Genomic DNA, 12,018 nt, shown 5'->3' with positions numbered 1-12,018 from the left:
GCGGTCTCCTTGGATTTGTCGCCCGATCTGCGCATGAATGAGCCCTCTATTCAAATCATATCTTTCGATTTAGGTATTAACCTAATGTTATACCTTACACTCCGCCAATACGAATATGTCTGCGCCATTGGTCGACATGGCAGCCTGTCTGCGGCAGCACAGCGCCTGAACGTCTCGCAACCCGCCTTGTCCAATGCGCTGACCCGGGTCGAATCACATTTGGGATATCCACTCTTTGCCCGAAGGCGGGGTGCCGCGATGGCATTAACCCCGCAAGGCCGCAAGTTTATCGAAGAAGCCGAAGCCGTGTTGAACCGAGCAGCCCTATTAGAACAGTCAAAACAGCCGCTAACCGGCGAGAACCGATTGCGCCTGGGATGCTTCGTCGATCTGGCTCCCTTTCTTCTGGCCCAATCTCTGCACCGTCTGCGAGAGGCCTTGCCCGATGTCGTCCTGACACACGGGGTTGAAACGTTCGAAGGTCTGATTTCCGGCCTGATCGATGGCAGATATGATTTTGCGCTTACGTATGATCTGGGCATGGACGCCGGTTTTTTGTGCAAGAAGCTGTTCGACAGCACGCCACATGCACTGCTTTCACCCGATCATACACTGGCGAGGGCCGAGCAGGTGACCCTAACCGAGCTCGCGGCACATCCATTGATTCTGTCCAAAGAGGGTCTGTCCGCGCAGCATGTGCTCGCGCTCTTCAGACGCAAAGGTCTGAATCCCACAATCTCGCACCGGGCGGAATCACTCGAGCTTTCGCGTAGTCTGGCTGCTCATGGGGAAGGTATCGGGATAAGTTATACGAGCCCTAAAAGCGGCTTCAGCTATGATCAGGTCCGCCTGGTAAGCCTGCCGATCACCGATCCGGACGCAACCGAATCCGTCGTTTTGGCGCGGCATGGCACGGGGCCTACAGATCCACTGATCACGCAGGCCGAACATGCATTGGTCACTCTGTTACGAAAGGATTAGCTGTTATTTCTTCCGCAAGCGGATCACCACATCGACCGATGCGATTTCGACGCCTTCAGGAGCTTCCGGCAATTGCTGAATCACCAATTGCTCTGACGGCGCATCGCTTAGGCGGCTTTCGTTTTCCCAATAGAAATGTGGATGGTCGTGCGTATTGGTGTCGAAATAGCTTTTGGATCCGTCCACAGTGATTTCCTGCAGAACCCCGGCATCGCAGAACGCGCGTAATGTGTTGTATACGGTCGCCAGCGAAACCGCGTCACCTTTGGCTTTTGCGGATTCAAACAGGCTTTCTGCGGTCACATGACGATGCAACCCGTCACCCACAAGCAATTCGGCCAAAGCAACCCTTTGGCGCGTGGGGCGCAAACCTGCGTCAACCAACCAATTTGCAGCGATGTCACGGCTCTGAGGTGTCATGAATCCGATACCTGTGTTTTGCTGCCCTTAATATAAGTGCGCCCGACCTGCAATTTCAAATGAAATTCATTCGCAAGAAGTATACGTGTCACGACATGATATGGCGTGCTGGTCTTGCAGGACCTTGCAAACGGGTGCTAGACGAGACCAGATATAACGAACAGACCCAGGCAGGAGAGGCGGCAGAATGGCCCAATTCCCAAGCAGTTTTGACAAGGACGATCTGCTGAAATGCGCCCGCGGCGAGCTTTTTGGCCCTGGCAACGCGCAGTTGCCCGCCCCGCCGATGCTGATGATGGACCGGATCACCGATATCTCGGGCGATGGTGGTGCGCATGGCAAAGGCCATGTACTGGCCGAATTTGATATTACACCCGACCTTTGGTTCTTTGACTGCCATTTCCCCGGCAACCCGATCATGCCCGGCTGTCTGGGCTTGGACGGTCTGTGGCAACTGACCGGCTTCAACCTAGGTTGGCGCGGCTGGCAAGGCCGTGGCATGGCCGTTGGCGTCGGCGAGGTCAAGCTTACCGGGATGGTGCGCCCGGACCGGAAGATGCTGACCTATAAAATTGATTTCAAAAAAGCGATACAAACGCGCCGTCTGACAATGGGTGTGGCAGATGGCATCGTCGAAGCCGATGGCGAATTGATATACGACGTCAAGGACATGAAGGTCGTTCTGTCAGACGCCTGAGCCTGACCGGCCGAAACAAGGAGTACGCACATGCGTCGAGTAGTCGTCACCGGTTTGGGGGTTGTGTCCTCGATCGGGAACAACGCTGAAGAGGTGCTTGCCTCGCTGAAAGCAGGCAAATCCGGCATTGAGGCCAACGAACAGATGGTCGAACACGGCTTTCGTAGCCAGATCGCCGGTTCGCTGAAAATCGATGTAGCCGATCACGTGGACAAGCGCACGCTGCGGTTCATGGGACCGGGCGCAGCTTATGCCCATATCGCGATGAGCCAGGCCATCGCTGATGCCGGGCTGACCGAAGATCAGGTCGTCAATCCGCGCACCGGTCTGGTCGCGGGTTCGGGCGGACCTTCGACCAGCGCGATGCTGACCTCACACCAAACCGTGCTGAAAACCGGCGCGACCAAACGGATCGGCCCGTTTGCAGTGCCTAAATGCATGTGCTCGACGATTTCAGCGAACCTTGCGACCGCGTTCAAGATCAAGGGCATCAATTACTCGATCACTTCGGCCTGTTCGACGTCGCTGCATTGCATCGGCAACGCTGCGGAACAAATCATGCTGGGCAAGCAGGACGTGATGTTCGCAGGTGGCGGCGAAGAACTGGACTGGACCCTGTCCTGCCTGTTCGACGCGATGGGTGCGATGTCGTCCAAATATAACGACACGCCCGACAAAGCCTCGCGCGCATTCGATCAGAACCGCGACGGGTTCGTAATTTCCGGTGGTGGCGGCATCGTAGTTCTTGAGGAGCTCGAACATGCGCTGGCCCGTGGCGCCAAGATTTATGCCGAAGTCACGGGTTATGCCGCGACATCTGATGGGCACGACATGGTGGCACCCTCTGGCGAAGGCGGCGAACGCGCGATGCGTCTGGCGCTGTCGACCGTGCCCGAAGGCCGCAAGGTCGGCTATATCAACGCCCACGGCACCTCGACCCCGGTTGGCGATGTAGGCGAAGTCGAAGCCGTACGCCGTATCTTTGGGGAAGGCAGCGTACCTCCGATTTCATCAACCAAATCGATGACCGGCCACGCGCAGGGCGCGGCTGGCGCGCTTGAGGCAATCTTCTGCCTGCTGATGCTGGAACATGATTTCATTACTCCGTCGATCAATGTCGACACACTTGCCGAAGGCATCCTGCCCGGTGAAATTGCAACTCAAGTAGTTGAAAACGCAGGCCTGGACAGCGTGATGACCAACAGCTTCGGCTTTGGCGGCACCAACGGATCCATGGTTCTGTCGAAGTATAACGGGTGAACAAGATGTCGGATATTCTCAAGGGTAAACGCGGCCTGATCATGGGCGTGGCAAATGACCGCTCGATTGCATGGGGCATCGCCAAAGCCATGCACGAGGCGGGTGCTGAACTGGCTTTCACCTATCAGGGCGAGGCGTTCGGCAAGCGGCTGGAACCTCTGGCCCAGAGCCTTGGCAGCGACTTCATGGTCGATGCGGATGTCACCGATGACGCTTCACTAGACCGCGCGTTTGGTGAGTTGGGAAAGCGCTGGCCGACCATCGATTTTGTCGTCCACGCTATCGCCTATTCGGACAAGAACGAACTGACGGGCCGTTTCCTGAACACCACACGCGCGAACTTCAAGCATTCAATGGATGTGTCGGCCTATTCGTTTATCGAGGTCGCACGCCGCGCTTATCCGCTGATGAAGGACAATGGCGGCACGCTTCTGACTCTAACCTATCAGGGCTCGAACAAGGTAGTGCCGAATTACAACGTCATGGGCGTCGCCAAAGCGGCGCTGGAATCTGCGACCCGTTATCTGGCAAACGATCTGGGCCCCGACGGCATCCGCGTCAACGCCATCTCACCCGGCCCTATGAAAACACTGGCCGGTGCCGCCATCGGCGGAGCGCGCAAGACCTACAAGTTCTGCGACCAGAACGCCCCCATGCGTTCGAACGCGACGCTTGAAGCGGTTGGCGGCACTGCCGTTTATCTGGCTTCTGATGCGGGAAGCTACACCTCGGGTGAGATCATCCGTGTCGATGGTGGGTATCATATTCTGGGTATGCCTCAGCCCGAGGCCATGTGACCATATCTTTCCCTGCGGGTGCCAAGATTTGACCATCTTTGCCCCGCAGGGATTACGATATGAGCAAACTTGAACAAATCCTTGCGAGTAACGCGCGCTCGCCAGCGTTGAAACGCAAGTCAGGAAGCGGACGTGCACGTCTGTTGCTGCTGATCCTCACATCGCTGCTGATTGCCTTTGTGTTTCTGACCCAACCGCCTGTACGCAATGCGGTTGAGCCTATGTTGTCACATATCCCCGGCCTTTGATCTGAACGGGATCAGTTGATCGAAACGATCTCGATGTCAAAGACCAGATCTTGCCCCGCCAATGGATGATTTGCATCCAGAGTCACTGTCGCCTCATCTACTTCGACAACAGTCACTGGCAGTGCCTGACCGTCAGGGGTTTGCATCTGCAATTGCGTGCCGGATTCCAGCGGAATGTCATCCGGGATGCCTTCACGCGGTATCTGTTGCCGCATACCCGGATTGATCGGACCATAGGCTTCAACGCAATCAATCTCGACACGCTTTTTCTCGCCAATCTCCATCCCCGGCAGGGCAGCATCCAGACCGGGGATGATCTGCCCGGAACCAACCGCAAACTCAAGCGGATCGCGCCCCTCGGAGCTGTCGAAGACTTTGCCGTCCAACAGAGTTCCGGTGTAGTGGATGCGAACGGTGTCGCCATCTTTTATTGCGGTCATGGTGGCCTCGGCCTGAAAGGAATGAACGGCGCAGCCTAAAGGCTGACACGGCATTGTAAACCCTGCCCTCTTTAACCCCGGAACCGGTTGTGGTTACCTGCGCCCGATCAGGGGAGGATCGGATGGCTATCACCACTTGTGTATTCGACGCGTATGGCACTCTGTTTGACGTGGCTGCTGCTGCCCGGCAGGCCGCTGCAGAACCGGGGTTCGAGGCGCTGGCGGATAAATGGCCCGAATTGGCCAATCATTGGCGTCTGAAGCAACTGCAGTACACTTGGCTGCGTGCTGTCGCTGATACGCATTGTGACTTTTGGGACGTCACGCAAGATGGGCTGGATTGGGCGTTGGAAGCGGTTAGCCTGCAAGGGGATAACACCCTTCGGCAGCGCCTGCTGGATTTGTATTGGGAGTTGCAGGCCTTTCCCGAAGTCCCCGAGATGCTGAAGGCGCTAAAAGAGGGCGGGATGCAGACGGCCATCCTGTCCAACGGTTCACCTCCTATGTTGGATGGTGCGGTTCAATCTGCTGGGATCGGAGATGTGCTTGATGACGTGTTGTCGGTTGAAAGCGTCGGGGTCTTCAAACCCCATACCAGCGTCTATGACCTCGTGCAAAACCGGTTTGGCTGCGCGCGTAACGAAGTGCTATTCGTCAGTTCAAACGGCTGGGACGCCGCTGGGGCAAGCGGTTATGGATTTGTTACCGCTTGGGTGAATCGCGCAGGGGAACCGATGGACCGCCTGCCCTGGAAACCTGCCCATGTGCTGTCTGACCTGACAACGATCCCGCAATTGGCGGGGCTTTGATGGCGTATTTCACCACGTCGGACGGCAAACGCCTGTACTATGAAGATACAGGTACGGGCCAACCTCTGCTCTGCCTGGCCGGCTTGACACGGAACTGCCGCGACTTTTCGTTTCTAGCGCCACATCTGAGCGATCTTCGTATGATTGCGATGGATTATCGCGGGCGCGGCAAGTCTGATTTTGATGCGAACTACATGAATTACAACATCCTGCGCGAGGCGCAGGATGCAGTTGAACTGCTGGATCACCTGGGCTTGGGTAAGGTGGCACTATTGGGCACCTCGCGCGGGGGGCTGATCGCCATGGCGCTGGCCACCAGCCATCCTGACCGTCTGGCAGGTGTGATCCTAAACGACGTTGGTCCGGTGATCGAACTCGATGGTATTGCCAAGATCATGGGCTATGTCGGCAACCGCCCAACCTCAAAAACCTACGACGATGCGGCTCACGCCCTTGGGGTCATGATGGAACCGCAATTCCCAGGTGTCTCTTTGGACATCTGGAGGCAGCAGGTTGAGAACCAATACACCCAGACTGATTCCGGACTGGACCTGCGCTATGACCCTACCCTGAGAAACGCTCTGATCGAACAGGCGGCAAACACGCCCGCTCCTGACCTCTGGCCTATGTTCGACGCGTTGCACGATATCCCGACTGGCGTTATCCGGGGTGCGAATTCCGACCTGCTAAGAACTGCCACAGTACAAGAAATGCGCGCGCGCCACCCTAAACTGATCTCAACCGAAGTACCGGACCGTGGTCATGTTCCGTTCCTGAACGAACTGCAATCCCTCGACCTAATCCACCAAATATTGGATGCCACATGAGCAACATTGACATGATCGAAGCCGCAGCCGACAGGCTGAAAGGGCACGTGCGCGAGACCCCGCTTCTGTCATCACCTTTTCTGGATGAAATCGCGGGTCGCCGCGTATTGGTAAAACCCGAATGCCTGCAACACACCGGTAGTTTCAAGTTTCGCGGCGCGTGGTCCGCAATCTCTGCGCTGGATGATGCGGCGCGCAACCGCGGCGTGATCGCCTATTCTTCGGGCAATCACGCGCAGGGCGTTGCCTATGCAGCAGCTCAACACGGGATATCTTCAGTCATCGTCATGCCGTCGGATGCGCCGAAGCTGAAGATTGAAAACACCCGCGCGCTGGGGGGTGAAGTGATCCTCTACGACCGTGCAACCGAAAGCCGCGAAGACATCGGTGAAGCGTTGGCTACTGAGCGCGGTTTGACGCTGATCCGACCCTATGATGAGCCGCAAGTGATTGCAGGGCAAGGTACGACGGGATTGGAGTTGGCGCGTCAGGCGCTCGAGCTTGACGTGACCGAAGGCGATGTCCTCGTATGTTGCGGCGGAGGTGGGTTGACCTCTGGCATTGCACTGGCTCTGGAACATCATGCACCCGGCCTACGCGCGCGCCCATGTGAGCCCGAGGGGTTTGACGATGTTAAACGCTCTCTGCAGGTCGGCGCGATCCAGAGCAACAATGCCTCATCCGGCAACATCTGCGACGCAATCCTGACACCGCAACCGGGGTTAATTACCTTTCCGATTCTTCAACGGCTTTGCGGCCCCGGACTTGCAGTATCTGAACAAGAGGCACTGCACGCCGTGGCCCTCGCCTTTTTGCGCCTCAAGATAGTGTTGGAGCCAGGTGGAGCGGTGTCTTTGGCGTCAGCGCTGTTTCGGAAAGATCAAATTGAGGGGGATACCGTGATCGTCGTGGCCTCGGGCGGGAATGTAGATCCACAGATATTTGAACAAGCGTTGGAATTCCTTACCTGACAATCGGAAGCGATCGGTGCAAAATCTGATCGAGTTTGTTTTATTAGGCACCCTGAGCAGACGGGGACCGATTACATGCGTATCGCTAACCTGAAAGACGTAAGTCTACACTATCGAATTGACGGAGATGTCGACGGAGCCCCCATTGTATTTGCCAATTCACTGGGTACCGACATGCGCCTTTGGGACCCGATTATACCTTTTCTACCCAAAGGGTTACGGATCATCAGATTCGATAAACGCGGACACGGATTATCGTCCCAACCGGCCGCCCCATACTCAATGGGGAGCTTGATACGAGATGCTGAACAACTGCTGGATCATCTCGAGGTAAAAGACTGCGTGTTTGTCGGCCTGTCCATTGGCGGGATGATAGCGCAGGGATTGGCGGTAAAACGCATGGATCAGGTCCGCGCACTGGTGCTGTCCAATACCGCTGCCAAGATTGGGACGCCGAAAATCTGGCATGACCGTATGGCAGCCGTCCGGGCCGGTGGAATCGAAGCCCTTGCCGACGCCACAATGGAGCGTTGGTTCTCGAAACACTTCCAGTCCGGCCCCGAGATGCCCCTGTGGCGAAACATGATGGTTCGGCAACCAGTTGAGGGCTATCTGGGGTGTTGTGCCGCAATTTCGGGCACAGATTTCTATACGCCCACCAGCGGACTGCAGCTGCCCACATTGGGAATTGCCGGCAGCGAGGACGGTTCGACTCCGCCCGATCTGGTACGTGAAACGGTTGATCTGATACCTGGCTCGCGCTTTGCACTGATCCGACGGGCGGGTCATCTGCCATGTGTCGAACGCCCAAGGGAATATGCCGAATTGCTTGGCGATTTCCTGATCGAGATCGACCATATCTGAAGGAGAAACAGTTGGCGGACTTCTTACTAGTCCACGGGTCATGCCACGGCGCCTGGTGCTGGCGTGACCTGATTCCGGAACTGACCACATTCGGGCATTCTGCCCGCGCTATCGATATGCCAAGCCATGGTTCGGACCCAACTCCAATTCAGGATGTGACCCTCGAGTCCTGCCGGGATTCAATTTTGAAAGCCTCAACACCACAATCGATCATCGTGGCACACTCCTGGGGCGGTTATCCCGTCAGCGCGGCTGCCGAGGCTGATCCGGACGCCATGCGGGGTGTAATTTATCTCAGCGCATATGTCCCGCAATCCGGGCTTTCCATGATTGAAATGCGTAAACGCGCGCCTCGCCAGTTGATAGGTGATGCCGTCGAAAAGTCTTCTGATGGTCTATCGTATACGGTTGTGCCGGATCGGGTTCATGATCTGTTTTATCATGACTGCCCGCATGAGGTTGTGGCCTACGCGTTTGGTCGCTTATGCCCCCAAGCTATCGCGCCGCAAGCGACACCATTAGATACAGGCAAAAACTTCGCCAGCGTCCCAAAAGGATACATCCGAACGACTGATGACCGTACAGTGCCGACCGAGTATCAAGCCGAAATGGCTGGATGCGCAGACGCCGGTATGCGCCTGACCATCGACAGTTCTCATTCACCGTTCTTCTCGCACCCTGAGCATCTGGCCGGATTGATGCACCAGATCTCGGAACGAATGTGACCGGGGCCCGATGACAAGCGATCGCAATCACCGCGAAGGCGGGGTGCAAAACTGGCCCAGCTATTCGTTCGGCTCTTGTGGAATGCGAGGCGGAAAGATTGATAACAGCCTGCTGCATTTATGAACGCGCGCGCCGCATTGGCATAACAACGACATATACGTGACGGAAACCACCTTGCAGGTTGGGCCAGGACGCGCCACCGTGAGCTCAAACGGGAACGGGGAAAAACATGCAATCCATCAAAGCAGCCGTGTGCCGGGCGTTCGGCGAACCGCTGATCATCGAAGACATTCTGATCGCGCCACCTGGAATGGGTGAGGTAGAAGTTACGCTTGAGGCCGTGGCAATCTGCCATTCGGATATCTCATTCGCCAGCGGGGCATGGGGCGGTCACCTACCTGCCGTCTACGGGCATGAGGCCGCTGGGATAATCTCGGCAGTCGGAGACGGTGCGGGCGATTTTAGGGTTGGTGATCCGGTGGTCGTGACACTGATCCGTGCGTGCGGGTCATGCCCCTCGTGCGCTGGGGGAAAACCCACCATTTGCGAAACGCCCTATGACACGATCAAAGGACCGCTACGAACCGCAGACGGGGGCGCATTGGAACAAGCGATGGCATGCGGTGCATTCGCCGAGAAGGTCGTGGTCAGCCATCGTCAGATCGTCAGAATTCCCGAAACTTTACCAAAGGATCTCGCCAGCCTGCTCTCGTGCGGCGTGATCACCGGGGTCGGTGCAGCCGTAAACGCCGCTGAATTGCGCCCCGGGCAGGATGTTGTAGTGATTGGTGCCGGTGGGGTTGGCCTAAATGCGATTCAAGGCGCACGTATCGCCGGCGCGCGCCGTATCGTTGCCGTCGACATGACCGAAGAAAAGCTTGAGATCGCTAAAGAGTTCGGAGCGACGCATGGCGTTCTGGGCAGCCTCAAGGAACCTTGGAAAGCCGCGTATAAAGCGCTTGGCGGGCGTGGAGCAGACGCGGTTCTGATCACCGTTGGTGCAATCCCGGCCTATGACCAGGCCCCGCGCTATCTGGGCCGCGGTGGCAAAGCGATCATGATCGGGATGCCGCATTCCGGTGACATGTCCAGCTATGAACCCGTCGTTTTGGCAGCGCTTGGGCAAGGCATGGTTGGATCAAAAATGGGGGACGTTGTGATCCAGCGCGATATTCCGTGGATGATTGATCTCTATGAACAGGGGCGGCTGAAACTGGACGAGTTGATCTCGGGTCGCTGGTCCCTTTCACAGATCAACGAAGCCATCGAGGATACCAAGACCGGTGCTGCCAAGCGCAATGTGATCATGTTCGACCACGACTGAATCCCTGAAAGGAGCGCCTAATGAAACTGCAGGATCTCGATGTCATCGTTACCGCCCCTCCGGCCCCAGGCTGGGGTGGGCGCTATTGGATTCTGGTCAAAGTCTCGACCGATACGGGTGTGGTGGGATGGGGAGAATGCTATGCATCCTCGGTCGGACCGGATGCTATGACTCATGTCATCCGCGATGTGTTCGAACGGCACATGCAAGGGGAGAATCCCGAGAATATCGAATTGATGTTCCGCCGTGCCTACTCCAGCGGATTTACGCAGCGCCCGGATCTGACTGTCATGGGCGCGTTTTCGGGCTTGGAGATCGCATGCTGGGACATTCTTGGCAAAGATCGGGATCGACCGGTCTATGCACTTCTGGGCGGCAGGATGAACGACCGTATCCGGGCCTATACCTATCTCTACCCGCTTCCTCAGCACGATCTGGCTGGCTTCTGGACCTCGCCGGAACAGGCCGGTGAAAGTGCGGCGGAAATGGTTCGACGCGGCTACACAGCTATCAAATTCGATCCGGCGGGGCCCTATACGATCCGCGGCGGGCATATGCCTGCTATGTCGGATATCTCAATGTCAGTTGCATTCTGTAAGGCCATCCGCGAGGCCGTCGGAGACAAGGCCGACTTGCTATTCGGCACCCACGGTCAGTTCAACACCGCCGGAGCAATTCGCCTGGGGCAAGCGCTGGAACCCTATTCTCCGTTGTGGTTTGAGGAGCCCACTCCTCCGGACATGATCGAAGATATGGCTCGCGTGGCGCGCAATGTCCGCATACCTGTCGCGACGGGTGAGCGGATGACGACCAAGGCCGAATTCGGCGCGGTATTGCGCGCAGGCGCCGCCGAAATACTGCAACCCGCACTTGGCCGTGCAGGCGGCATCTGGGAGATGAAGAAGGTCGCCGCCATGGCCGAGGTTTTTAACGCGCAGATGGCGCCGCATCTATATGCGGGCCCGATTGAGTGGGCTGCCAACATTCATCTGGCGGCATCGATTCCAAACCTGTTGCTTCTGGAAAGTATCGAAACGCCGTTTCACGACCAACTGATCAAAGGAAGCTTTCGAGTCAACGAGGGCTTTGTCACTCCTCCCACAAAGCCCGGGCTTGGTATTGACGTTGACGAGGATCTTGCGCGCGCGCACCCCTACATAGGTGATGGTCTGCACTTAGAGATGCAGGAAGCGCCCTGCGACTATGTAAATGGAAATGCATTTCAGGGCGGCGCTCCTTTGGTCGAGGGGTGACAATCGGACGGCAAGTAAGGCATATTGATCCGACCCAGAAGTAGATCTTAGGTTGTTGCGTGAGACCTCAGGATAACGACACTCAAATTTTGTCGGGGGAAACCCCCGCAGATATGAAAGAAAGTGCGGCACGAGCAGCGGTATTCCTCAAGGCCCTGGCACATGAAGGTCGCCTGATGATCCTGTGCCATCTGGGAGACGGCGAGCGTTCTGTAGGAGAGTTGGAGGATTTGCTGGTGCTTCGGCAGGCAGCGGTCAGCCAGATGCTTGCACGCTTACGCGACGAAGGACTGGTGAAAACCCGACGCGATGGCAAAACGATCTATTACGCACTGAATGATGGCAAAGCTGCGCAGATGATCGAACTTCTCTATAGCCTGTTTTGTGAGCCAGATGCCTAG

The 12,018-nt window shown here is 56.8% G+C and carries 15 protein-coding genes; 13 read left to right on the top strand and 2 right to left on the bottom strand.

The features are described 5' to 3' along the window. Positions 1-84: 84 nt before the first annotated feature. Entirely contained in the window at positions 85-981 is an 897-nt protein-coding gene (locus G7G_RS0102560) for a LysR family transcriptional regulator (RefSeq protein ID WP_029621668.1), read from the top strand. 3 nt (positions 982-984) lie between these two features. On the opposite strand, the gene irrA is transcribed toward G7G_RS0102560, so the two are convergent. Further along, entirely contained in the window at positions 985-1,401 is a 417-nt protein-coding gene (gene irrA, locus G7G_RS0102555; protein ID WP_010437987.1) for an iron response transcriptional regulator IrrA, read from the bottom strand. A gap of 187 nt (positions 1,402-1,588) precedes the next feature. On the opposite strand from irrA, the gene fabA reads away from it, so the two are divergent. The 4 genes from fabA to G7G_RS0102535 are packed head-to-tail and all read left to right on the top strand — an operon-like array spanning position 1,589 to position 4,403. Then, positions 1,589-2,098, top strand: a complete 510-nt coding sequence (fabA, locus tag G7G_RS0102550; protein ID WP_010437986.1) for a bifunctional 3-hydroxydecanoyl-ACP dehydratase/trans-2-decenoyl-ACP isomerase — start codon at positions 1,589-1,591, stop codon at positions 2,096-2,098. A gap of 30 nt (positions 2,099-2,128) precedes the next feature. After that, positions 2,129-3,358: a beta-ketoacyl-ACP synthase I gene (gene fabB, locus G7G_RS0102545; RefSeq protein WP_010437985.1), complete on the top strand. Its 1,230-nt coding sequence runs from the start codon at positions 2,129-2,131 to the stop codon at positions 3,356-3,358. 5 nt (positions 3,359-3,363) lie between these two features. Continuing rightward, positions 3,364-4,155: an enoyl-ACP reductase FabI gene (locus tag G7G_RS0102540; RefSeq protein WP_010437983.1), complete on the top strand. Its 792-nt coding sequence runs from the start codon at positions 3,364-3,366 to the stop codon at positions 4,153-4,155. Positions 4,156-4,214: 59 nt separating this feature from the next. Next, positions 4,215-4,403 carry a hypothetical protein gene (locus tag G7G_RS0102535; RefSeq protein ID WP_010437982.1) on the top strand — a complete coding sequence of 63 codons (189 nt, stop codon included), beginning with the start codon at positions 4,215-4,217 and terminating at the stop codon, positions 4,401-4,403. An 11-nt stretch (positions 4,404-4,414) separates the two neighbouring features. Here the strand turns inward: G7G_RS0102535 and G7G_RS0102530 are convergent, their stop codons facing one another. Further along, complete coding sequence (locus G7G_RS0102530) at positions 4,415-4,843, bottom strand: FKBP-type peptidyl-prolyl cis-trans isomerase (RefSeq protein WP_029621666.1); 429 nt, start codon at positions 4,841-4,843, stop codon at positions 4,415-4,417. 122 nt (positions 4,844-4,965) lie between these two features. Between G7G_RS0102530 and G7G_RS0102525 the strand changes: the two genes are divergently transcribed. From G7G_RS0102525 to G7G_RS0102490, 8 genes are all read left to right on the top strand, one after another. Continuing rightward, positions 4,966-5,652 (top strand): haloacid dehalogenase type II, encoded by a 687-nt coding sequence (locus G7G_RS0102525; protein WP_010437980.1) that lies wholly within the window; start codon positions 4,966-4,968, stop codon positions 5,650-5,652. Beyond that, positions 5,652-6,479 carry an alpha/beta fold hydrolase gene (locus tag G7G_RS0102520; RefSeq protein WP_010437979.1) on the top strand — a complete coding sequence of 276 codons (828 nt, stop codon included), beginning with the start codon at positions 5,652-5,654 and terminating at the stop codon, positions 6,477-6,479. Before G7G_RS0102525 ends, G7G_RS0102520 begins: the two co-directional genes overlap by 1 nt. Continuing rightward, entirely contained in the window at positions 6,476-7,450 is a 975-nt protein-coding gene (locus G7G_RS0102515) for a threonine ammonia-lyase (protein ID WP_010437978.1), read from the top strand. The genes G7G_RS0102520 and G7G_RS0102515 overlap by 4 nt, the downstream gene beginning before the upstream one ends. Before the next feature lie 75 nt (positions 7,451-7,525). Continuing rightward, a complete protein-coding gene (gene pcaD, locus G7G_RS0102510) occupies positions 7,526-8,314 on the top strand; it encodes a 3-oxoadipate enol-lactonase (RefSeq protein WP_010437977.1) in 789 nt (262 codons plus the stop codon). A gap of 11 nt (positions 8,315-8,325) precedes the next feature. Beyond that, positions 8,326-9,039, top strand: a complete 714-nt coding sequence (locus G7G_RS0102505) for an alpha/beta fold hydrolase (RefSeq protein WP_010437976.1) — start codon at positions 8,326-8,328, stop codon at positions 9,037-9,039. 230 nt (positions 9,040-9,269) lie between these two features. Continuing rightward, a complete protein-coding gene (locus G7G_RS0102500) occupies positions 9,270-10,364 on the top strand; it encodes a Zn-dependent alcohol dehydrogenase (RefSeq protein WP_010437975.1) in 1,095 nt (364 codons plus the stop codon). Positions 10,365-10,384: 20 nt separating this feature from the next. Beyond that, positions 10,385-11,617, top strand: coding sequence for a mandelate racemase/muconate lactonizing enzyme family protein (locus tag G7G_RS0102495; protein WP_010437973.1), 1,233 nt, complete (start codon positions 10,385-10,387; stop codon positions 11,615-11,617). Positions 11,618-11,730: 113 nt separating this feature from the next. Continuing rightward, positions 11,731-12,018 carry an ArsR/SmtB family transcription factor gene (locus G7G_RS0102490; RefSeq protein ID WP_010437970.1) on the top strand — a complete coding sequence of 96 codons (288 nt, stop codon included), beginning with the start codon at positions 11,731-11,733 and terminating at the stop codon, positions 12,016-12,018.

This window comes from Ruegeria conchae (assembly GCF_000192475.1).
Taxonomy (GTDB): Bacteria; Pseudomonadota; Alphaproteobacteria; order Rhodobacterales; family Rhodobacteraceae; genus Ruegeria; species Ruegeria conchae.
The sequence above is the reverse complement of the archived record's forward strand: the minus strand, read 5'-3'. Positions and strand labels throughout refer to the sequence as shown.